We start from the raw sequence: 22665 nt of genomic DNA, 5'->3' as shown, positions 1-22665 counted from the left end.
TATCACAGTGAATGCCCGCTCATAATGAGTAGCCCCTAGGGGTGATCATCATCCCGTTGCGACAGTAGGTGGCCTGATTACCAACAATCACCAGACTGGTCATATCCACCGGCTCAAAATCCATCTCACCCAAGGTGGTTAGCCATTTCTCCTGCTTTTTACGCCCGGCCGCTTTCACCACCCCCACCGGCGTGGTCGCTTTTTTCCACGGCTGCATTAACTCAAACGTGCGCGCCAAATGCCCTTCACGACCACGGCTGCGGGGATTGTAGAAACAGATCACAAAATCGGCCTGCGCGGCAGCGATAATGCGTTTTTCAATCACTGCCCACGGGGTCATCAAATCACTCAGGCTGATATGACAGAAGTCATGCATCAGCGGCGCGCCAAGCAGTGAAGCCGCCGCGATACTGGCGGTGATCCCCGCCACCAGCCGCACTTCCAGCACCAACTGCTGCTGCGTGACCAACTCCAGCACCAGCCCCGCCATACCATAAATACCGGCATCGCCGCTGCTGATCAGTGCCACCTTATGGCCCGCTAGCGCCAGATCGATAGCCGCCTGACAGCGCTCAATCTCTTTGCACATGCCGGTTTTGATCACCTGCTTATCCATGGTCATCGACTTGACCAGATGGGTGTAGGTTTTATAGCCGACGATAATTTCAGCGTCCTGGATAGCCGCAATGGCCTCCTGCGTCATCATCGATTCACTGCCCGGCCCGATGCCAATCACGGTTAACATTAATGCGATACTCCCAGAGTGATGGTGACGCCCTGCTGACGCAGAGTATTGCCAACTAATTTACCGTCGCTCATTAGCCAGGCGACCGGTTGTGAGACGCTGCCGACACCCACCGTTTGGCGGACAAATTCAGAAGCAGGGAAACGTTGTTCATGGCGGCTCAGTTCGCCGACGCTGAACAGTTCGAATGGCACGCGCCAGCACTGCGCGAGCTGATGGAGCGCCGGTTCATCTTTTTTGATGGTGACACTGCCAATGGCCCGTAGCGCCATGAGATCAAAGTGATTTTCTGCCATTTGCTGTTGCAGCAGCTCCACCAGCGTTTGCAGCGAGGTAGCACGGCGGCAACCGATCCCCGCCACCACGCGGCGCGGCACCAGTTTGTAGACCGGCAAAGAGAGCTGTTGCCCAGCAGATAGCGGCAGGCTGTCGCGCAGGGTGATGCACACCAGGGCGTCCAGTGGCGGTAAATCGTCCAGCGAATCAACGGGGAGAAAACCTCGGGTGTCGCAGCGCGTCCGTTCGGCCAGCAGCGGTGTATCCCACCACAGCCCCACTTTTTGGTTGCTAACCAGCATTTGATTGACCACTTTGACCGCGTGGCGGAAATCCTGCATTTCGGCATCCAGCTGGTTTGCGAGGGTGTCCAGCGCCGCCATTTGGTTGACGTCAGTGGCGGTGGTAATCACCGGGTCTGCCCCCAAAATGCCCGCCAGATAGCGGGTTAGCGTGTTCGCGCCGCCGACGTGGCCCGATAGCAAGCTGATGACGTGCTGCCCGCGCTCATCAATCACCACTACCGCAGGATCGGTCATTTTGTCATTCACCAATGGCGCAATGACCCGCACCGTCAGGCCAATGGCCCCGACCACCACCAGCGCCGAGTACTGCTTAAACGCCTCGCGCATTGTCTCGCCAAAACTGCCATTGAACGGCAAGAAGCCCGGCTCCAGCAACTTGTCACTGGTAAAGCAGCTCAGCGGTAAGTGGGTTTGTAAGCGCCGCGCCAGCCGCACCCCGCCGGGGGTCAGGCAAAAGACCGCTATCGATTCAGGCTTGACGGTATTCATGGCTAAACCCCGCGTCATAAAGTTTGGAGTAGTGGTACTCATCCCCCAGAAAGGCCCCCACCAAAATCAGCGCGGTTTTATTGATAGCGGCGGCGCGTACCAACTCGGCGATATCTGTCAGGGTGCCGCGCACCGTGCGGCTTTCAGCCCAGGTGGCTTTGTACACCACCGCGACCGGGGTGGTGGCGGGATAGCCTCCGGCGATTAAGCGCTCAGCGACACTGCCCACCTCTTGTACCGAGAGGAAAATAGCCATCGACGTTTGGTGCGCAGCGAAGGCTTCCAACTGCTCCAGTGGCGGCATCGGCGTGCGCCCCTCGATGCGGGTAATAATCAGGCTCTGCGCCACTTCCGGCACCGTGTACTCCACGCCCAGTTGTGCCGCTGCGCCGAGAAAAGCACTGACCCCCGGCACCGACACAAAACCAATGCCATGCTCAGCCAAGACTTCACCCTGCTCACGAATCGAGCCGTACAGCGAGAGGTCACCGGTTTGCAGCCGCACCACCAACTTGCCCGCCTGCACCCCCTCCACCATTAGAGTGATGATCTGTGCCAGATTCAGGCCCGCACTGTCGTGGCACTCCGCCTGTGGCGAGCAATAGCTCAGCAGCTCGGTATTGATCAGCGATCCGGCATAGATAACCACCTGCGCCTGTTGTAGCAAGCGGTAGCCTTTTAGCGTGATCAGCTCTTTATCACCCGGCCCGGCCCCGACAAACCAGACTTTTTGCGTATCCCATGTTGATGCGGTATTAGGATGCTCAGACATTGCGCGCCTCCTTGTGGCAGGAAATAAGATAAGTAGGATTATTAGGTTTAAAATAGTGTCCGCTGCCCAGAGGCGTCAGGTTGGCGAGCTGCAACTGCACGCAATCCAACTGGCTAACCGCGCAGCTCTGTAAGTGGCTCAATGCATCATTTAGGTTGTTGAGCAGAATAAAGGTCAATACCAAGCGCCCATCGGGGTTGAGCATCATCAGCGCCCAGTCGATAAGCGCGGTCAAGTGGCCGCCGCTGCCACCAATAAAAATGGCATCGGCGCTATCTGGCAGGGGCATTGGGGCCACGCCGGCGATGATCTCAACATTGCGACACCCTAGCCGCTGGCGGTTTTCATGAATCAGCTCAAGGGCCGCTGGATTGCGCTCAATGGCCGTTACCCGTAAATCGGGGCGGCGCAGTGCCGCTTCCAGCGCCACACTGCCGGTTCCCGCGCCGACATCAATCAGGTGAGCGGCAGTGGTCAGCTCCAGCCGCTCCAGTGCCAGTGCACGTACCGCCTCTTTGGTCATTGGGACACTTTGCCCACGAAAAAAAAGTTCATCTCTCATTGAGGATCACCACCACATTCATGTCGTAACGGGCCGCCACTTGATCCACCGACAGGCGGTGAATACGTTCATTGGGCTGGGAGAGGTTTTCACCAATAATCAGGCTGCGGACGAGGCCGCGTTGTTGCAGCGCATCGGCTATGGCGCGCGGGCCGATAATAGCGTCGGTCACCATCGCCACTTTGTCGTGCTGGAATATCCAGTCAAAATCTGGCTCCCGCCCATGGCTGCTAGTGAGGAACAGGTCATTCATATCCAGCGCCACGCTGGCGCACAGATATTGGATGGCGCTAATGCCAGGGACGATATGCAACTGGTCGGCGCTGAAGTTCGCCGCCAGCAATTTGCCGATGCCGAACAGCAGCGGATCACCGGAGGCCAGCACCACAATGGCGCGCTGTATATTGCTGTCCAGCCACTCCAGCAGGCCCAGCAGATCAGCATCCAGCACCCGGGTTTCGCGGCCATCACCGCTGAAGGTCGCCAGATGGCGTCTGCCGCCCACCAGCACCTCGGCCTGATCGATGGCCTGCCGCGCACTGGGAGTTAAATGTTTGGTATCACCAGGGCCAATGCCCACCACGGTAATCATCGTAGCGCCTCTAGGATCTCATCCAGTGGTCGGCTGCTACCCAGCACCTGATTATCGAAAGAGAATAAAATGGCGTCGCACTGTGGTGGATTTACCGAAAAACGCATCATCTCGGCGATTCTTTCACAAATGCGTTCAGCAATGCGGCTGTAGACCCCCTGCCAGCCCTGCGCTGCAATCAGCTCCATGGCGGCCTCGGTGGTATCGCACTGATTAACCTCCACTAACAGCCGATGGGGCGCGCCCATCAGCGCCAGATTGGCCACCAGTGTTTCCATGCGTCCATCGGCAATATGGCTATGGGTGTGGAAGATACCGGCGGCAACTTTAACCAATTTTCCGGGGTGCCCCACTAACAGCACGCGGCGAAAACCCAGCCGTACACACTCTTGCAACATGTAGCCGACAAAGTTGCTCATGGTGACCACCCGCTGGCTATCCAACCCCAGATGCTCGCGGACAAAGCGCTCGCCGTGGTTACCCGGCACCAGAATCACCCGCTCCTCCCCCGCCGCCCGCTTCATCTCCAGCTCCAGCGCCAGTGAGCGTTTCCAGCTCTCCTCTGACATCGGCGTCACAATGCCGGTGGTGCCGATAATGGAGATGCCGCCGAGGATCCCCAGCCGGCCGTTGTAGGTTTTTTTCGCCCGCGCCTCCCCCTCCGGCGCAAAAATTTCAACTGTCGCGCCACGTAATGGGCCGATAACCTCGCGCACCGCCGCCTCAATCGTCTGGCGTGGGGTGCGATTAATGGCGCAGCTACCCACCGGCAGGCCAATGCCTTTGCGCGTGACTGTGCCCACCCCTTCGCCGCCACGCAGGGTGATTTCACTCTGTTCGGTGAGGGTCACGCGGGCGAAAATCAGCATACCGTGGGTGGCATCGACATCATCACCGCCATCTTTGCGGATCGCCGCCGTGGCTTGCTGGCCCTCAATCAGCGGCTGCTCGACATTCAGACTCAAGGTGATGCCGGATGGGGTGACAATGGAAATCTGATCAATCACTTGCTGGCGCAACACCATTAGCGCCGCCACTTTCGCCGCCGCAGTGGCACAAGAGCCGGTGGTGTAACCTTTGCGATACGCCTTGCCGTTATGCCAAATGCTATCCAGTGGCTGATTTTGCCGCTCTTGATTGTCACTCAGGGCAATATCACTCATAGCGCCCCCCGCAACTGGTAGAGGATGGCATTGATGATGGCGGCTGCCACATTACTGCCGCCCTTGCGCCCCAGTGCCGCGATGCAGGGCAGGTCACTTGCCGCCAAGGCATCTTTGGATTCCGCCGCGCCGACAAAACCGACCGGTACGCCAATCACCGCCACCGGAGCCGCTTGCCGCTCCAGCAGGCGGAACAGCGCCGTGGGCGCATTGCCGAACACAAACAGTTTCTCCCCCACTTCTGCCAGCGCCACATCCACCGCCGCCATCGAGCGGGTGATGCCCTGTTGCGGCGCGCTTTCCACCACCCGAGGATCACTGATATAGCAGCGGCATTCACAGCCCATCTGCTTAAGTAGCGTCTTATTGATGCCGGACATCGCCATGGTGGTGTCGGTGTAGAGAGTGCAACCCCGTTGGATTCCCGCTGTAATCTGGGTCAGCACCTGTGGCGAAAAGTGCAGAATATCCAGCCAGTCAAAATCGGCCGTGGTATGGATAACCCGTTTGATCACCGCTTCGTGCATCTCACTGGCAAAGTGATAATCAGGCCGCTGCTCAGCAATAATATCGCCGATAATCACAAAACTGTTTTGCTCGATCTGTTGCGGGTTTTTTATATAATTCATCAGGTTATCCTTATTAAATGCCGACCAGCAGCAGGTGGATCAGAGCAAACAGTAAAAGAGCTAGCAGTGATGCCATTAGCATCAGATGGATGCTGCGCGGAATATCATTAAGTGCCACCTCACGCCGCTCATCACCAATCCAGAGTTTCTCTACCCGCTCGCCAAAGTAATCATTCGGGCCGCCGAGGCGCAGCCCCAGTGCACCGGCCACCGTGGCTTCTGACCACGCGCAGTTTGGGCTGGCATGTTGATAGCGATCGCGCCAACCAATGCGCAGCGCCTGCCGATAGTCGGCCTGAATCAACCACGCCGCCGCACTGAGCAATAACCAGCTCAGACGCGCCGGCAGCCAGTTGGCCAGATCATCCATCCGTGCCGACACATAACCGATCGCCCGGTATTTCGGGGTTTTGTAGCCGACCATCGAATCAAGGGTATTGACCGCTTTGTAGGCCATCGCCAGTGGCGGGCCGCCTAACATCAGGAAAAACAGCGGCGCAATCACACCGTCGACACTGTTTTCAGCCACCGTCTCCACCACCGCACGGGTGATCTGCGCTCTCTCCAGTTGCGAGGTGTCGCGCCCGACAATCCATGACAGCTTTTCGCGGCTCTGCGCCAGCGAGCCATGTTGTAGCGCATCAAATACCCGCAGTGCCGCGTCACTCAGACAGCGCCCCGCCAGCAGGGTGTAAATCATCCACACCTGCGCCAGCCAGCCGAGCCAGGGGTGAATGTGCGTTATCAGCGATAAAAAGCCCCAGCTCACCAGCCAGGTCACCCCCACCACCAGCAGCCATAGCACCGCACCGCCCCACTTCAGCGCCGGTTCGCTACGGCAAACGGCACGGATCGCCCGTTGCAGCAAGGTGATCAGATTACCAATCCAGCGCACCGGATGCGGCCAGTGCGGCGGATCGCCGAGCCAGTTATCGAGCAAGAAAGCAACAAACCAGGCGGCGAGGGTCATAGCAGGCTCCGGGCGGCACTTAGCCAGCCATTCAGTAAACCGGGGCGTTGGGCGAAATGGATATGCAGGTAACTGGCTTGGGTGCGCTGCACCTGATAGCCGCTTTGCCAGCGCTGGATTTCCATCCCATCGCGCCACTTGCTGCTATCAAATACCGGCGTCAGTGCGCTGGTAAAATCGGAATAGTGGAATTCATGGCCCCGCAGGATCTCGCCTTGCGCCGCCAATAAAGTGTCGCTGCGCGCCTCGGCCTGACAGTAACCAAAGCGGGCCAGCCGTTCTCCCATCCGGCTCTCGCCGGCCAAAATTCCCACCATCGGATGGCGCTGCCCCTGTTGGTCGGTTAAGCCATCGGCGAGATACATCAAGCCGCCACACTCGCCGTACAGCGGGATCTGTTGGCGGTGAGCCTGCTGTAACGCCCCGCGCATCGCCGTGTTGGCAGCCAATTTGGCGGCGTGGATCTCTGGATAACCGCCGCCTAGATAGATCATTTGGCACGCGGGCAACTGGTGGTCATGCAGCGGGCTAAAACGTTGGATGCGCACCCCGGCCTGCTCAAGCAGATCCAGATTATCGGGATAGTAGAAATTGAAGGCTTCATCCTCGGCGAGGGCCAGTGTCAGGCCCTCGGCCAGTCTCTGGGGAGGTAATTCAGGTGGGGTGCCTGCGGGCAGTGCTGAGCAGTGGGTCAGCGCCAATAGCTGGTCGAGATCAAGGGTTGCCTCAATCTGCTGTGCCAGGCGCTGCCAGCGAGGGTCGCTATCGGGCGGCCGGTTTTTACCCCGCATCGCCTCGCCGCACGGTTGCGCCGGGATCAGTCCTAGATGGCGCGATGGTAGCGCCACATCATCCATCACCGGCAGACGCCCCAATACCGGAATACCGCAATAGTGTTCGATGGCGTGGCGCAGCAGCTGATAGTGATGGTCAGAATTGACGCGGTTCACTATCACCCCGGCAATCACCACATTGGGGTCAAACTGATTGAAGCCCATCACGGTGGCGGCAATTGAGGTCGATACCGCCCTGCCATCCACCAGTAAGATCACCGGACAGCCCAGCTGCTTGGCCATTGCGGCACTGCTGCAATAGTCGGGGTCAGTGCCGTAACCATCATATAACCCCATGACGCCCTCAATGACCGCCACATCGGCATGGCGCATATGCTGCTTATACAGCCCATTCAGGGTGGCGGTGGGCAACATAAAGGCATCAAGATTGCGTGACGTCACACCACTGACGGCGGTATGCCAGCCCGTATCGAGGTAGTCTGGCCCCACCTTGAACGGCTGCACCGCTAATCCGCGATTAATCAAGGCGCGCAGGATACCCAGCGTCATGGTGGTTTTGCCACATCCGCTGCCGGTGCCCGCGATAATAAAAGCGTGTTTGCCTGACCGTTGCATAAAAAATCCCGCCATTTCAAGCGGGATATGCAGTGTCAAAAAGGTGCGCCTACGCAACGTCACCGCTGCGCGCATCTGATGACAACCCGCTTCCCACCGAAGGAGTTGAATATCTTTTACCGATCTGGCTGGTCTTCTGGCTTAGCGTCACTCTCACCCGCAACCTTCCCAATCCGATGGATCAGTGGTAACAGCGGGTTCGTCAGCATCACAGCAGCGGGGGCTGCGGGGGATTGTCACCCCCTTCCCAGTTATGCTTTTGCGCATAACATGACCATTTCGATATATAAAAAATTGCTCTGAAATTAGTAACAAATCAATTTATCGCTCGGCGTCTGGCGGGGCGACTGTACCGCTGGGCACTCCGACGGCTCACGCCGTTTACGACCCATGCGGTACATTTCCCCACCTATCAGCTTTATCTGTTTCTGTTATTTAATTTCTTATTTAGTTATCTAATTTATCTCTTTATTTACACTGTTATAACAGTGCGTTTATTAATTGATATCTTATTAGCGTGCCATAAATTTAATATACGCCTTTCTGTTCAGAAAAAATGGTGAATTTCCTTTTTTGCTGATGATTTTCTTGCGCCCGCACAACAAAATATTGTCACGACACTCTTAAATAAGATTTAAAAACAGTAAGTTATGACGCCTATCTCTTTTCCAAGGATAACAAAATATTGTCATTAATCATTTTAAATAGTTAATTTTTAGTTTGTTTTTTAATATAGAAAATCAAAACGCATGGCAAGATTGAATAATATTAGCTCAATGGCAGTTATTCCATTTCGCTGCGATCAGATGAAAGTGAACGAAATACCTGCGGTGTTACATTATAGGTCTGACGGAACACCTTACAGAAATAGCTGGTTTGCGAAAACCCCAGATTTTTGGCGATGCTGGCAATGCTCCAATCGCTGTGTTGCAGCATCTCTCTGGCATTAGCCATCCTTTGCTGGTTCACCCAGGCATTAAACCCGATACCCTGATATTTTTTAAATAATTTGCTGAAGTAATAGGGGCTGAGATAGACCTTGCTCGCCACATCTTCTAGCCGCAGCTCCTCCGACAGATGGGTATCAATATAGCGTAATACTTTCTTCATTTTGCTGTCATGTGGATGAACAGGCCGTATCTTGCCCGGCTCTTTGCTGCCCATATTGTCATTAATTACCACAAAATTGAGGTGCTTTTTCAGGCAATTTTCGACAATCAGCTTAAGTAAATCCGCCGAGGCGATCACCCGCGAGAAATCCATTATCGGCACATTATGAAACTCATCCATCAGTGCTGGATCCTGCTGCCAGTGGTTATCAACATTCAAAATATCAATTAGATAAACATCAGAATGCAGCCGCACCTGACCACATAGAACAAAACCAACTAAATGGCCGGCAATCACCAGAGGGATAGAAAAATCCGTCAATCCGGCATGACAGCGGTAAATACATGGCTCATTGGATTTTGAGGCCTCAAGGCCACCGCAGCGATCACTCATTCGACAACGAAGGTGGTTAACCGGGTCTTGGCGCATCAATTGACAAAACGGGGTGAAATTAAATAAATCGGAAATCTCTTCACCGTGAATATTGACCACGACTACGGCCAACCCGGTTGCCTGAGCAAAATCCTGCGCGATTTTATTTATGAGCTCTGAGTTTAGAGAACTGGCAGAAATCATGATAAAACCTCTCAGTTAATTTTAATTTATTGTTATTAAATTTTTGTTTACTGCTATAACTCATCCCTGTGATGTTTAATGTGTTAACGCATTGTTATATTTCATTCCCGTTAGTTAGGAGAAAAAACCTATTTCCCTGTGAAGACTGACTCTCCTGTGAAATGAAGACAAATAACAGTTCACCTTACCAGAGTCATAATCTACAGGGGATAATAAATGATCCATTAAGGTAAATGGATCACGAAATTTCCTCATCTAACGATAGAGTGACAGTCGTAAGATGAGGAGACCGCGTTAACTGATATACGACTAATGAGTGGCTTCTTCATCCTCTAATTTACAGCTGTTACATGCCAGATTTTTGCCAATAAAGAAACGATAGACCGCCGCACCCAGGCAAGCACCAATAATAGGGGCCACAATAGGGATGATAAAATAGGGAATATCGCGGCCACCGGTCATGGAGATTTTCCCCCAACCAGCAAAGAAGGTAAATAATTTAGGGCCGAAATCACGCGCCGGATTCATGGCAAAACCAGTTAATGGGCCGGTAGACGCCCCGATCACCGCCACCAGAATACCAATCAACAATGGCCCTAATGCTCCACGTGGCACACCATTACCATCATCGGTCAGGGCCATAATTAGCCCCATCAGTATTGAGGTGATGATGATTTCAACAAATGCGGCCTGCCATACGCTAATAGCCGGTGATGGGAAGGTACTGAAAATACTGGCTAATTGCAGACTTTCCATGCTGCCGCGCACCATTTGATGTGCGGTTTCAAAATCAGTAAATAAGTTGTGATATAGCATATAGGAGAGTGCCGCGCCGCCAAAAGCACCCGCGATTTGTGCAATAGAGTAAGGAATGACTTTATGGCCTGGGAAGCAAGCAAACAGCCACAAAGCAATGGTAATGGCTGGGTTGAGATGAGCGCCGGAAATACCGGCGGTTAGGTAGACTGCCAGTGAAATCCCCAGCCCCCACACAATACATATTTCCCATAAACCAAAACTGGCCCCCGCCACTTTCAGTGCCGCCAGACAACTAATACCAAAAAATAAAAACAGCCCAGTACCGAGAAATTCTGCAATACACTGAGCCTTGAGTGAATCGTTCATAGAGTTACCCTGCTTGTGATTATTATGATCAATCTACCTAACAGTAGATGAAGTAATGCACGGCCCTTGACTCAGCCACTATAAAGAGGCGCAAAATGAAAGTGTTGTCGTGATTGGTGATTCATTAAATAAAAACTAAGCTCTCAATAACAAATTATTGTCATTGCTGCCGACAAAATCAGGATCAACCCCGTGTAAATAGAGACTTTTATGCTTTATTCACCAATATGACTTTCTTGCTGTTTATTCTTTCTATTATTGTTATCAGGCTCGCACTTTTGCCGCTAACATCCCCACCCCCATCGCTTGATATTTAATGCGCACAGCCAGACACTTTATTTACTGGGCAGGCGCGTGATTAGCAAAATAAATATGCGCTGTCACCTACTTAATTGTAATTCTGAATATTCAATAACCAGTTATTACCATGAAAGAGAAGTGAAATACCTATAAAAAACACTCCATTAGCCCATTATGATGACAATATTTTGTTATTTAGTCGCTAACCATTCCTGCCAGTAAATTCAATACAGCCATTCTTTTTCATTGCTTGTTTGTATATTCGTTCTCAGCACGAACCTGACAATTCAATATTTCAACATGACATTTCAAGCCAGAACAAGGCTCCTGATATTCCGTCGAGGTATTTATGCAACAAGAAGCACTAGGAATGGTGGAAACCAAAGGGTTGACCGCGGCCATTGAGGCCGCTGACACCATGGTGAAATCGGCCAATGTGACGTTAGTGGGCTACGAAAAGATCGGCTCGGGTCTGGTGACCGTCATCGTCCGCGGTGATGTCGGGGCGGTTAAAGCGGCCACCGATGCCGGTGCCAGCGCGGCCGCAAAAGTGGGCGAAGTGAGATCAACCCACGTTATTCCGCGCCCACATACCGATGTCGAGGCTTTTTTACCCAAGGGCCGGTTACCAAAGGGCAGCTTATCAAAGGGAAATAACGAATGAAAAGCAATGACCTGGTCGACCAAATCATGGCGCAGGTGATAGCGAAAGTCAGTGAGCACGCTCCGGCGTCTTCTACGCAACCCTCTCATAAACAACGAGATACGGCTATGGCTGAGAAAACTTGCAGTTTAACGGAATTTGTTGGAACCGCGATCGGTGACACGGTCGGACTGGTGATAGCCAACGTCGATAGCGCCCTGCTAGACGCAATGAAGCTGGAAAAACGCTATCGCTCCATCGGCATTCTGGGCGCGCGTACTGGTGCCGGCCCACACATTATGGCGGCCGATGAAGCGGTAAAAGCCACCAATACCGAAGTGGTCAGTATTGAGTTACCCCGCGATACCAAAGGCGGCGCCGGTCATGGCTCGCTGATTATCTTCGGCGGTGATGATGTTTCTGACGTCAAACGCGCCGTGGAAGTGGCACTGAAAGAGCTGGATCGGACATTCGGCGACGTTTACGCCAATGAAGCGGGCCACATTGAGCTGCAATACAGCGCCCGCGCCAGTCATGCATTAGAAAAAGCCTTCGGCGCACCACTGGGCCGCTCTTGTGGCGTGATAGTCGGTGCGCCAGCTTCGATTGGGGTGCTGATGGCCGATACCGCCGTGAAATCCGCCAATGTTGACGTGGTGGCGTACAGCTCGCCGGCACAAGGCACCAGCTTCAGTAACGAAGTGATTCTGGTTATCTCCGGTGATTCTGGCGCAGTCCGTCAGGCAGTGATTTCTGCCCGTGAGATCGGCAAAACGGTATTAGGAACCTTAGGTTCTGAACCGAAAAACGACCGCCCTTCTTATATCTGACGCCACAGCGAGGCTGTTTCATGAAATCGAAAAGATTTGAAGCATTGGCGAAACGCCCGGTTAATCAGGACGGTTTTGTCAAAGAGTGGATCGAGGAAGGCTTTATTGCCATGGAAAGCCCGAACGATCCTAAACCCTCCATCAAGATAGTCAACGGGGTGGTCACCGAGCTAGATGGCAAACCACAGAGCAGTTTCGACCTGATCGATCACTTTATCGCCCGCTACGGTATCAATCTGGACCACGCGGAAGAAGTGATGAAGATGGATTCCATCAAGCTGGCCAATATGTTGTGTGACCCAAATGTGTCGCGCCGCACCATTGTGCCACTGACCACCGCCATGACGCCGGCCAAAATCGTCGAGGTGGTTTCCCATATGAATGTGGTGGAAATGATGATGTCGATGCAGAAAATGCGCGCACGTCGTACCCCATCACAACAAGCTCACGTTACCAACGTGAAAGATAACCCGGTGCAGATTGCCGCTGATGCTGCCGAAGGGGCATTCCGTGGCTTCGACGAGCAGGAAACCACCGTCGCCGTCGCCCGTTACGCCCCCTTTAACGCCATCGCGCTGCTGGTCGGATCGCAAGTGGGCCGCCCCGGTGTACTGACCCAATGTTCGCTGGAAGAGGCGACCGAGCTGAAGCTGGGGATGTTGGGCCACACCTGTTATGCCGAAACCATTTCGGTCTACGGGACTGAACCGGTATTTACCGACGGCGATGACACCCCATGGTCGAAAGGCTTCCTCGCCTCCTCCTATGCATCACGCGGTTTGAAAATGCGCTTTACCTCTGGCTCCGGTTCCGAAGTCCAAATGGGCTACGCCGAGGGTAAATCCATGCTCTATCTGGAAGCCCGCTGTATCTACATCACCAAAGCGGCTGGGGTGCAAGGGCTGCAAAACGGCTCCGTTAGTTGTGTCGGTGTGCCATCTGCGGTGCCATCAGGTATCCGTGCCATTTTGGCAGAAAACCTGATCTGTTCGGCGCTGGATTTGGAGTGCGCCTCCAGTAACGACCAGACCTTTACCCACTCCGATATGCGTCGTACCGCACGCCTGCTGATGCAGTTCCTGCCGGGGACTGACTTTATCTCCTCTGGTTATTCTGCGGTGCCGAACTACGACAACATGTTCGCAGGCTCCAACGAAGACGCCGAAGACTTTGATGACTACAACGTGTTGCAGCGCGATCTAAAAGTGGATGGTGGTCTGCGCCCGGTGCTGGAAGCTGACGTGGTGGCGATTCGTAATAAAGCCGCACGCGCCCTGCAAGCGGTGTTCGCCGGTATGGGCCTGCCACCAATCACTGACGAAGAAGTGATTGCCGCCACTTATGCCCACGGCTCGAAAGATATGCCGGAACGTAACATTGTCGAAGACATCAAGTTCGCTCAGGAGATCATCAGCAAAAACCGCACCGGTCTGGAGGTAGTTAAAGCATTGGCACAAGGCGGTTTTGAGGATGTGGCGCAAGACATGCTCAACATCCAGAAAGCCAAAATTGCCGGTGACTACCTGCACACCTCGGCGATCATCAAAGGTGACAACCAAGTGCTGTCAGCGGTGAATGACGTCAATGACTACGCGGGCCCAGCTACCGGTTATCGGCTGGAAGGTGCACGTTGGGAAGAGATCAAAAACATTCCAAACGCGCTTGATCCGAATGAGCTTGGCTAAGGGGTTCACGAGATGGTCGATATTAACGAAAAACTGTTACGCCAAATTATCGAAGGCGTACTGCAGGAAATGCAGGGAGAGAAAAACAGCGTCTCCTTTAAGCAAGAGTCTCAGCCTGCAACGGCCGTGGCATCCGGGGATTTCCTCACCGAAGTGGGGGAAGCCCGCCCTGGCAGCAATCAGGATGAGGTGATCATTGCGGTCGGCCCGGCATTTGGTCTGTCGCAAACCGCCAACATCGTCGGCATCCCGCACAAAAACATTCTGCGCGAGCTAATTGCCGGTATCGAAGAGGAGGGCATCAAAGCGCGGGTGATCCGCTGCTTTAAATCCTCCGATGTGGCCTTTGTCGCGGTAGAGGGCAACCGCCTGAGCGGTTCCGGTATCTCTATCGGCATTCAATCCAAAGGCACGACGGTCATTCATCAGCAGGGTCTGCCGCCACTCTCTAATCTGGAGTTGTTCCCGCAAGCACCACTGCTGACGCTGGAAACCTACCGCCTGATTGGTAAAAACGCAGCGCGCTACGCCAAACGGGAGTCACCACAACCGGTGCCGACCCTGAACGACCAGATGGCTCGGCCAAAATATCAGGCCAAATCAGCGATTCTGCACATTAAAGAAACCAAATATGTGGTGACCGGCAAGAATCCTCAGGAACTCCGGGTGGCGCTTTAACAAAGGAAAACACAATGAATTCCGAAGCTATTGAATCCATGGTTCGCGATGTGCTGAACAAGATGAACAGCCTGCAAGGCCAAGCGCCAGCAGCTTGTCCAGCACCGGCGGCCAGTTCGCGCAGTGATGCCAAAGTCTCAGATTATCCACTGGCAAACAAACACCCTGATTGGGTGAAAACCGCCACCAATAAAACGCTGGATGATCTGACGCTGGCTAACGTGTTGAACGGCAGTGTCACCTCACAGGATTTGCGCATTACCCCGGAAATCCTGCGCATTCAAGCCTCCATTGCCAAAGACGCGGGCCGCCCGCTGCTAGCAATGAACTTCGAGCGTGCCGCTGAGTTGACCGCAGTACCGGATGACAAGGTGCTGGATATCTACAACGCCCTGCGCCCTTTCCGCTCAAGCAAAGAGGAGCTGAACGCCATTGCCGATGATCTGGAAAAAACTTACCAAGCGACTATCTGCGCCGCCTTCGTGCGCGAAGCTGCCGTTTTGTATGTTCAGCGTAAAAAACTGAAAGGCGACGATTAATTCATCAATTAATTGTTATACCCAATAGATTTCAAGTTGCAGGTAGGCGGCAAGAGAAAGAAGCCCCGGGAGCTGACTCAACTCAGTGACTGGGGTGAGTGAACGCAGCCAACACCGCTGCAAATTGAAAGATGAAGGGGATTGAATATGGATTACATCGTCGGTGTGGATATCGGCAACTCATCAACGGAAGTGGCACTGGCACAATGCGCGGCTGACGGCCAGTTGCAATTTGTCACCAGCGCCTTGACCGAAACGACCGGTATCAAGGGGACGCAACGTAACATTTTCGGCATCAACAAAGCGCTGACAATGTTGGTGGAAAAGGCCGGTATTGCGCTGGGCAATATCAGTCTGATCCGCATCAACGAGGCAACGCCAGTGATTGGTGATGTGGCGATGGAAACCATCACTGAAACCATCATCACTGAATCCACCATGATCGGCCACAACCCGAAAACCCCCGGTGGACTGGGGTTAGGGGTCGGGCTGACCATCACCCTTGATGAGCTGATCACCCGTGATCCTGCCCAACCCTACATTCTGGTAGTGCCATCGGCGGTCGATTTTGCTGATGTTGCGGCGGTCGTCAATGCCGCCAACCGGGCCGGATACCGCATCACGGCGATTATCTTGCAACGAGACGATGGGGTCTTGGTCAGTAATCGCCTCAGCCACCCACTGCCGATCGTCGATGAGGTGCTGCATATCGACCGTATCCCGATGGGCATGTTGGCGGCGGTGGAAGTTGCCATGCCGGGTCAGGTGATTGAAACCCTCTCTAACCCTTATGGCATTGCCACGGTATTTGAACTCAGCGCCGAAGAGACCAAAAACATTGTTCCGGTGGCGCGCGCCTTGATTGGCACACGTTCAGCGGTGGTGGTGAAGACGCCGGAGGGGGACGTTAAAGCGCGCTCGATACCGGCGGGTCATCTGGAGCTATTCGCCGAGGGCCGCACAGTGCGGGTAGATGTCGCTACCGGCAGCGAAGCCATTATGTCGGCGGTTAACAGCTTGCGCCATCTGGACAATGTCAGCGGTGAAGCGGGCACCAATATCGGCGGCATGCTCGAACACGTGCGCCAGACCATGGCGGAACTGACCAACAAACCGACCAGTGAGATCTTCATTCAAGATTTGCTGGCCGTCGACACGGCGGTGCCTGTCAATGTCATTGGTGGTCTGGCGGGCGAGTTCTCCCTTGAGCAAGCGGTCGGTATCGCCTCAATGGTGAAATCTGACCGCCTGCAAATGGCGCATATCGCCAGTGAGATCGAAAAAACCTTGGGCATTGATGTACAGATTGGGGGGGCGGAGGCCGAAGCGGCGATACTCGGCGCGCTGACCACACCAGGGACACGGCGGCCACTCGCCATCCTCGACTTGGGGGCAGGTTCTACCGATGCCTCCATCATCAATGCCCAAGGGCAAATCGTCGCCACTCATCTGGCAGGGGCGGGCGACATGGTGACGATGATCATCGCCTCGGAACTGGATCTGCAAGACCGCTATCTGGCCGAGGAGATCAAAAAGTATCCGCTCGCCAAAGTGGAAAGTCTGTTCCATCTGCGCCACGAAGACGGCAGTGTTCAGTTCTTCCCACAACCGCTGGCGCCAGAAGTTTTTGCCCGACTGGTGGTGGTCAAACCGGAAGGTTTGGTGCCACTGCCGGGTGATTACGCACTGGAAAAAGTCCGCAATATTCGCCGCTCCGCCAAACAGCGGGTGTTTGTCACCAATGCGCTGCGCGCCCTGCGCCAGGTCAGCCCAACCGGCAATATCCGCGACATCCCCTTCGTGGTGCTGGTCGGCGGCTCGTCGCTGGACTTCGAGATCCCGCAATTGGTCACCGACGCCCTCTCCCACTACAAGTTGGTAGCGGGTCGCGGCAACATCCGCGCCAGTGAAGGCCCACGTAATGCCGTGGCAACCGGCTTGATTCTGGCTTATCAGCGGGAGAGTCACTGATGAATTTCACCCATGACGCCCCCGCCATCGTGATTAGCCTCACCACGCCAACCCCCGAGGCCGTCTGGCATCAAGTGTTGCTGGGTATTGAGGAGGAGGGTATTCCCTGGCAGTGGCAACAAGACGACGACGGCGATGCAACACAACGCGCCTGGCAAGCCGCCACCCGCTCCCCGTTATTGGTGGGGCTGGCCTGTTCTGCCGACGAAGTGCTGGTGCATTTCCGTAATTTACCCCCCGCCAGCCCGCTATTTCGGCAGGCGCGGGAGCAAGACGCAGAGCAATTACGGCGGCTCGGTAACAACGCCGCCCGGTTAGTGAAAGGTTTACCGTTTAAGTGATCCCAAATCGAAGGGCGTTATCGGTGCAGGCAGTTTGGACTCGGCAAGCCGCACAGCCACCGGAGCGTACACGCAGTACGTGAGGATGGCGAGCACGGCCCGAGTTCAAAATGGCAAACAAGATAGCCCTTACTTTATAACAAGGAAATCAAATTTATGAATAATGCACTTGGACTCATCGAAACCAAAGGTCTGGTCGCCGCCATCGAAGCAGCTGACGCCATGGTCAAATCTGCCAACGTCCAACTGGTGGGCTACGAAAAAATAGGCTCCGGCCTGGTCACTGTGATGGTGCGCGGTGATGTCGGCGCAGTTAAAGCGGCAGTCGATGCTGGCTCTGCGGCGGCCAGCGCGGTAGGTGAATTGACCTCCTGCCACGTGATCCCGCGCCCGCACAGTGATGTAGAAGCCATTTTACCGACCTCTGCCTAAGGGTAAGACGAGGAGCACAGCGTGAAAACGTCACTGGGTTTACTTGAAGTTAGCGGTCTAGCGCTGGCTATCGGCGCGGCGGATACCATGGCGAAAGCCGCCTCCGTTAAGCTGATCGGCATAGAAAAAACCAACGGCTCCGGCTGGATGTTAATCCGCCTGACCGGTGATGTGGCCTCAGTTCAGGCGGCAATCAGTACCGGTGCCGCCTTTGCCGAACAGCATCAGGGTTTGGTTTCTCGTGCAGTACTGGCTCGTCCGGCAGATAGCCTGATGGCCTATTGGCAGGCACCCGCCGCTGAAACCTCCGCCGAAGTGCCCGCTAAAGCTGAAAAAGCGAGCGAATCGGCGGAAATTGCCAGCGCCGAGGAGGCGATGACCGCGACACCCGCCACCGAGGAGACAGAGGAAGCCGATGCTCCTACCGCGGCTGACACTGCCACCGACGATGCACCCGGCACATTGGCAGATATAGATACCAACAGCGCAGACAATCACAGTTTAGATAACAGCAAGAGAGAAAGTGAGGCCCTGTCAGCTCCTCGTGTGAGCTGTAATCTCTGCCTCGACCCGGCTTGCCGACGCCATAAAGGTGAGCCTCGCTTTCGCTGCATCCACTTGGGTAAACGAGGAAAAGTCTGATGGAAAAAGCGTTACTGGAACCCGTCGTCAGTAAGATCCTCGACGAAATGCGTCTTCGTCCGATCCCACTTGGGGTTTCCAACCGACACCTGCATCTCTCAGCGCAGGACTACCAACGGCTGTTCCCCGAGCAGCCGCTCATTGAAAAAAAAGCGCTACACCAGCCCGGTCAGTATGCCGCCGAACAGACAGTGACCCTGGTCGGGCCGAAAGGCAGCTTAAAAAACGTCCGCATTCTGGGGCCGTTACGTAACCAAAGCCAGGTGGAGATCTCCCGCACCGATGCCCGCACACTGGGGATCAATGCACCACTGCGCATGTCCGGCAATCTGGAGGGGACAGCGGCGATACGGTTGGTCAGCCCTTACGGCGCAGTGGAGTTGCCCCATGGGGTGATTGTGGCACTACGGCACATTCATATGTCGCCGCTGGATGCCCTTATCTATCGGGTCAAGCACGGTGACCGGGTACAAGTGGCGATTCACGGCAGTGGCCGTCGGCTGATTATGGATGATGTGGCGATCCGCGTTTCACCGCAAATGAAACTGGAGATGCACATCGACACCGACGAGGCCAATGCCGCAGGCGCGGATGATCCGGCGGCGTTTGCCACACTACTCACGCCACCACGGACAACACAGCCATGAATCTGACTCAGGCGCAAACCGAACAACTGGTCAGCCAGATTGTCACGCGGTTGACCGAGCGTGAACGGCGGGTTCACGCCTTGCTGCTGCCTCAGTTGCGCGCCGGGCTTGACTCATGGGTCTTCGTCCACCATGCCACGCTACATCTAATGTTGCCGGATTTGGCATTTATGCACCGCCTGGCGCACTCCGATAGCCACTGCCCGGCGGTCATGGCACTGCACGAGGCGTGGTCATGGGGTATGAAAGTGCATATCAGCTTGCACCGCCAACTGCTAGCGGCCCTGCCCGCCGCCGCACTGCGCCCATTGCCGCTGAGTTTTAGCGACAGTCAGGGGGTCGCGGTACGGCTACACGCAGGCAAGGTGTTGAGCTATCGCGATATTGCCACCCTCGACCCCAGCTGGCTGCTGATTGATGCCCACACGCTGGTTACACCGCTGGCACAGGACACCCTGTCAGCCCGTCACATTCAACTGTTAAGGCAGGAGTAAATCATGCAACTGGCCAGAGTGGTAGGTTCCGTGGTCTCAACGCAAAAATCGCCGACGCTGATTGGTAAGAAGCTGCTACTGGTGCGCCGTGTCGCCGGTGACGGCTCATTACCGCCCGACAGCAAAACCCCAGATGAGGTGGCGGTCGACTCCGTCGGCGCGGGTCAAGGAGAGCTGGTGCTACTGGCGGGAGGCTCCAGTGCCAGGCGCGTCTTTGCCGAGCCGAATGATGCCATCGATCTGGCGATTGTCGCCATCGTCGATGAGTGTTCTTACTGATGATCAGTGATCTGACTGAGTTAACGGTGATTTTATGAGCATCTATACCAAAACCGGCGATGCGGGGACCACTACCCTATTCACCGGTCAACGGGTGAAAAAGAGCCACCCACGGGTGGAGACCTACGGCACGCTGGATGAACTTAACGCCGCGCTGAGCCTATGCGCCCGTGTGACGCAAGGCGAGGAGAACCGCCAGCTACTGGATGCCGTACAACATCAGCTGTTCTATTTCAGCGCTGAATTAGCCAGCGAAGATAGCGACACCCCGCCGGTCGGGCGCAAAAGCATCAGTGAGCAGGATATTCAGGCGCTGGAGCGGGCAGTTGACCGCTGCATGGCGCAGTTGCCGCCGGTCAAAGGTTTTATTCTGCCCGGTGATACCGAAGCCGGTAGCCGTCTACATTTTGCCCGCACCCTTGCGCGGCGCGGTGAACGGCGGCTAATAGAGCTGGCTGAACAGGTGCCAGTGCGCCCGGTGCTGTTGCAGTATCTCAACCGCTTATCCGATTGCCTGTATGCCCTGGCCCGCGATGAGGATCAGCGCCAACAGTTGCAGCAGACCGCGCAAACCGTGCTGGCCCGTTATCTGGCGGCAACCGAGGCAGCGCATCCTAGCATCGCGCCAAAAATGACCCAGCCGACGACCGCTGGACTCGGTTTTTCTGATGTCCATCAGTTGGTTAAGTTGGCGGTTGAGGCTGCAATGACACTCAAAATCGCCGTGGTTGTGGCACTGGCTGACCGCCACGGCAACCTCATCATGACCTACCGTATGCCCGATACCTTACTGGTCAGCAGCGAACTGGCACCGAAAAAAGCCTGGACCGCTGTCGCCCTGAAAACCGCCACTCATCAACTCAGCAGCGCCGTGCAACCGGGGGCTGATCTGTTCCAACTGGAAGCCAGTACCGGCGGCAAAGTGGTGAGTTTTGGTGGCGGCTACCCACTGTGGCGTAGCGGCCAGCTGGTGGGCGGCTTAGGCATCAGCGGCGGTAGCGTCGAACAAGATATGCATATAGCAGAAGCAGCCATATCGGCTCTACATCTGAGGAATGAATAATGAACACCAATGACCTTGAATCTCTCATTCGCACTATCCTCACCGAGCAACTGACGCCTGCTACTGCGTCTGCCTCCAACGCCATTTTTGCCAGCGTGGATGAAGCAGTCAATGCCGCTCATAGCGCCTTTTTGCGCTATCAGCAAAGCCCGATGAAGACCCGCAGCGCGATTATTAGCGCCCTGCGTCAACAGCTAAAACCCCAGTTGGCCTCACTGTCTGAGCGCGGTGCCAGTGAAACCGGCATGGGCAATAAAGAGGATAAATTCCTGAAAAATAAGGCGGCGCTGGAAAATACCCCCGGCATTGAAGATCTCTCCACCACCGCTCTGACCGGCGACGGCGGCATGGTATTGTTCGAATATTCGCCGTTTGGCGTGATTGGCTCCGTCGCCCCCAGCACTAACCCCACTGAAACCATTATCAATAACAGCATCAGCATGTTGGCTGCCGGTAATGCGGTCTATTTCAGCCCGCATCCCGGTGCCAAAGCGGTATCACTGGATCTTATCGCCCAGATCGAAGCGATCATTTTCAACAGTTGCGGCATCCGCAATTTGGTGGTGACAGTGCAAGAACCGAGCTTCGAGGCCACCCAACAGATGATGGCCCACGACAAAATTGCCCTGCTGGCGATCACCGGCGGGCCTGCCATTGTGGCGATGGGCATGAAGAGCGGTAAAAAAGTGATTGGTGCGGGCGCGGGTAACCCACCTTGTCTGGTGGATGAGACCGCTGAACTGGCGAAAGCGGCGCAAGATATCGTCTCCGGCGCATCCTTCGACTACAACCTGCCCTGCATCGCCGAGAAGAGCCTGATTGTGGTGGAGAGTGTCGCCGATCGCCTATTGCAGCAGATGCAAGCCTTCGATGCGCTGTTGATCAGCAATCCGCAAGATGTCGATAGCCTGCGCAAGGCCTGCCTGACACCACAAGGCCACGCCAACAAAAATCTGGTGGGCAAAAGCCCGCTTGAACTGCTGAAAGCCGCCGGTCTCACCTGCCCAGCCAAAGCCCCGCGCCTGCTGCTGGTGGAGGTGGCCGGTGATGATCCGCTGGTGACCACGGAACAACTGATGCCGCTGTTACCGGTGGTGCGGGTAAAGGATTTTGATGCAGCTCTGACACTGGCGCTGCAAGTGGAGGGCGGCCTGCATCACACCGCAACCATGCACTCGCAGAATGTCTCGCGGCTAAATCTGGCGGCCCGCCTGCTACAGACCTCCATTTTTGTGAAAAACGGCCCCTCTTACGCGGGGATCGGCGTCGGTGGCGAGGGTTTTACCACCTTTACTATCGCCACCCCAACTGGCGAAGGCACCACCTCGGCCCGCACCTTTGCGCGCCAACGTCGCTGTGTGCTGACCAACGGTTTCTCCATTCGCTGAGCGAGGACGT

At 55.2% G+C, this 22665-nt stretch carries 25 protein-coding genes and 1 riboswitch; of the genes, 14 read left to right on the top strand and 11 right to left on the bottom strand.

The genetic code is table 11. The features are described 5' to 3' along the window. Positions 1–19: 19 nt before the first annotated feature. The 11 genes from HRK25_RS13680 to pduF all read right to left on the bottom strand — a co-directional run bounded on the left by HRK25_RS13680 (position 20) and on the right by pduF (position 10723). Entirely contained in the window at positions 20–745 is a 726-nt protein-coding gene (locus tag HRK25_RS13680; protein WP_032897962.1) for a precorrin-3B C(17)-methyltransferase, read from the bottom strand. Further along, positions 745–1815, bottom strand: a complete 1071-nt coding sequence (gene cbiG, locus HRK25_RS13675) for a cobalt-precorrin 5A hydrolase (RefSeq protein WP_032897963.1) — start codon at positions 1813–1815, stop codon at positions 745–747. The genes HRK25_RS13680 and cbiG overlap by 1 nt, the downstream gene beginning before the upstream one ends. Further along, positions 1796–2587 (bottom strand): cobalt-precorrin-4 methyltransferase, encoded by a 792-nt coding sequence (locus HRK25_RS13670; RefSeq protein ID WP_032897964.1) that lies wholly within the window; start codon positions 2585–2587, stop codon positions 1796–1798. Before HRK25_RS13670 ends, cbiG begins: the two co-directional genes overlap by 20 nt. Beyond that, positions 2580–3149, bottom strand: coding sequence for a decarboxylating cobalt-precorrin-6B (C(15))-methyltransferase (locus tag HRK25_RS13665; RefSeq protein WP_032897965.1), 570 nt, complete (start codon positions 3147–3149; stop codon positions 2580–2582). Before HRK25_RS13665 ends, HRK25_RS13670 begins: the two co-directional genes overlap by 8 nt. Further along, positions 3139–3741, bottom strand: a complete 603-nt coding sequence (locus tag HRK25_RS13660; protein WP_032897966.1) for a cobalt-precorrin-7 (C(5))-methyltransferase — start codon at positions 3739–3741, stop codon at positions 3139–3141. The genes HRK25_RS13665 and HRK25_RS13660 overlap by 11 nt, the downstream gene beginning before the upstream one ends. Continuing rightward, positions 3738–4904 carry a cobalt-precorrin-5B (C(1))-methyltransferase CbiD gene (gene cbiD, locus HRK25_RS13655; protein WP_032897967.1) on the bottom strand — a complete coding sequence of 389 codons (1167 nt, stop codon included), beginning with the start codon at positions 4902–4904 and terminating at the stop codon, positions 3738–3740. The genes HRK25_RS13660 and cbiD overlap by 4 nt, the downstream gene beginning before the upstream one ends. Further along, positions 4901–5533 (bottom strand): cobalt-precorrin-8 methylmutase, encoded by a 633-nt coding sequence (locus HRK25_RS13650; RefSeq protein WP_005274601.1) that lies wholly within the window; start codon positions 5531–5533, stop codon positions 4901–4903. Before HRK25_RS13650 ends, cbiD begins: the two co-directional genes overlap by 4 nt. A 13-nt stretch (positions 5534–5546) precedes the next feature. After that, positions 5547–6503, bottom strand: a complete 957-nt coding sequence (gene cbiB, locus HRK25_RS13645; RefSeq protein WP_032897968.1) for an adenosylcobinamide-phosphate synthase CbiB — start codon at positions 6501–6503, stop codon at positions 5547–5549. Continuing rightward, on the bottom strand, positions 6500–7912 hold the full coding sequence (locus HRK25_RS13640) for a cobyrinic acid a,c-diamide synthase CobB (RefSeq protein WP_032897990.1): 1413 nt from the start codon (positions 7910–7912) through the stop codon (positions 6500–6502). The genes cbiB and HRK25_RS13640 overlap by 4 nt, the downstream gene beginning before the upstream one ends. Before the next feature lie 109 nt (positions 7913–8021). Next, positions 8022–8206, bottom strand: a riboswitch (cobalamin riboswitch). 489 nt (positions 8207–8695) lie between these two features. Next, on the bottom strand, positions 8696–9598 hold the full coding sequence (gene pocR, locus HRK25_RS13635; RefSeq protein WP_005274608.1) for a transcriptional regulator PocR: 903 nt from the start codon (positions 9596–9598) through the stop codon (positions 8696–8698). Positions 9599–9907: 309 nt separating this feature from the next. Next, the gene (pduF, locus tag HRK25_RS13630; protein WP_005274611.1) at positions 9908–10723 is read right to left on the bottom strand and encodes a propanediol diffusion facilitator PduF; all 816 of its coding nucleotides are present in this window, start codon (positions 10721–10723) and stop codon (positions 9908–9910) included. A gap of 649 nt (positions 10724–11372) precedes the next feature. On the opposite strand from pduF, the gene pduA reads away from it, so the two are divergent. From pduA to HRK25_RS13560, 14 genes are all read left to right on the top strand, one after another. After that, positions 11373–11687: a propanediol utilization microcompartment protein PduA gene (gene pduA / locus HRK25_RS13625; protein WP_005274614.1), complete on the top strand. Its 315-nt coding sequence runs from the start codon at positions 11373–11375 to the stop codon at positions 11685–11687. Further along, complete coding sequence (gene pduB / locus HRK25_RS13620; protein ID WP_032813071.1) at positions 11684–12496, top strand: propanediol utilization microcompartment protein PduB; 813 nt, start codon at positions 11684–11686, stop codon at positions 12494–12496. The genes pduA and pduB overlap by 4 nt, the downstream gene beginning before the upstream one ends. Positions 12497–12516: 20 nt before the next feature. Then, positions 12517–14181 (top strand): propanediol dehydratase large subunit PduC, encoded by a 1665-nt coding sequence (pduC, locus tag HRK25_RS13615; RefSeq protein ID WP_005274619.1) that lies wholly within the window; start codon positions 12517–12519, stop codon positions 14179–14181. 12 nt (positions 14182–14193) lie between these two features. Beyond that, entirely contained in the window at positions 14194–14859 is a 666-nt protein-coding gene (locus tag HRK25_RS13610) for a propanediol/glycerol family dehydratase medium subunit (RefSeq protein WP_005274621.1), read from the top strand. A gap of 14 nt (positions 14860–14873) precedes the next feature. Further along, positions 14874–15398, top strand: coding sequence for a propanediol dehydratase small subunit PduE (pduE, locus tag HRK25_RS13605; protein ID WP_005274623.1), 525 nt, complete (start codon positions 14874–14876; stop codon positions 15396–15398). Positions 15399–15545: 147 nt separating this feature from the next. Then, a complete protein-coding gene (locus HRK25_RS13600; RefSeq protein ID WP_005274626.1) occupies positions 15546–17369 on the top strand; it encodes a diol dehydratase reactivase subunit alpha in 1824 nt (607 codons plus the stop codon). Continuing rightward, a complete protein-coding gene (locus HRK25_RS13595) occupies positions 17369–17710 on the top strand; it encodes a glycerol dehydratase reactivase beta/small subunit family protein (RefSeq protein ID WP_032897970.1) in 342 nt (113 codons plus the stop codon). Before HRK25_RS13600 ends, HRK25_RS13595 begins: the two co-directional genes overlap by 1 nt. 156 nt (positions 17711–17866) lie before the next feature. Next, positions 17867–18142: a propanediol utilization microcompartment protein PduJ gene (gene pduJ, locus HRK25_RS13590; RefSeq protein ID WP_005274628.1), complete on the top strand. Its 276-nt coding sequence runs from the start codon at positions 17867–17869 to the stop codon at positions 18140–18142. A 21-nt stretch (positions 18143–18163) separates the two neighbouring features. Further along, entirely contained in the window at positions 18164–18784 is a 621-nt protein-coding gene (locus tag HRK25_RS13585) for a BMC domain-containing protein (protein WP_032897971.1), read from the top strand. After that, positions 18784–19431 carry a phosphate propanoyltransferase gene (locus HRK25_RS13580; protein WP_005274631.1) on the top strand — a complete coding sequence of 216 codons (648 nt, stop codon included), beginning with the start codon at positions 18784–18786 and terminating at the stop codon, positions 19429–19431. Before HRK25_RS13585 ends, HRK25_RS13580 begins: the two co-directional genes overlap by 1 nt. Further along, positions 19428–19925, top strand: a complete 498-nt coding sequence (gene pduM / locus HRK25_RS13575; protein WP_032897972.1) for a microcompartment protein PduM — start codon at positions 19428–19430, stop codon at positions 19923–19925. The genes HRK25_RS13580 and pduM overlap by 4 nt, the downstream gene beginning before the upstream one ends. Before the next feature lie 3 nt (positions 19926–19928). After that, positions 19929–20204 (top strand): EutN/CcmL family microcompartment protein, encoded by a 276-nt coding sequence (locus tag HRK25_RS13570; protein WP_004873635.1) that lies wholly within the window; start codon positions 19929–19931, stop codon positions 20202–20204. A 34-nt stretch (positions 20205–20238) separates the two neighbouring features. Then, positions 20239–21267, top strand: a complete 1029-nt coding sequence (locus HRK25_RS13565) for a cob(I)yrinic acid a,c-diamide adenosyltransferase (protein ID WP_032897973.1) — start codon at positions 20239–20241, stop codon at positions 21265–21267. After that, positions 21267–22655 (top strand): aldehyde dehydrogenase family protein, encoded by a 1389-nt coding sequence (locus tag HRK25_RS13560; RefSeq protein ID WP_005274635.1) that lies wholly within the window; start codon positions 21267–21269, stop codon positions 22653–22655. Before HRK25_RS13565 ends, HRK25_RS13560 begins: the two co-directional genes overlap by 1 nt. The last annotated feature ends 10 nt before the right edge of the window (positions 22656–22665 follow it).

This window comes from Yersinia bercovieri ATCC 43970 (genome assembly GCF_013282745.1).
Classification (GTDB): domain Bacteria; phylum Pseudomonadota; class Gammaproteobacteria; order Enterobacterales; family Enterobacteriaceae; genus Yersinia; species Yersinia bercovieri.
Note: the sequence above shows the minus strand (reverse complement) of the source record. Positions and strands in the feature narration are given on the sequence as shown.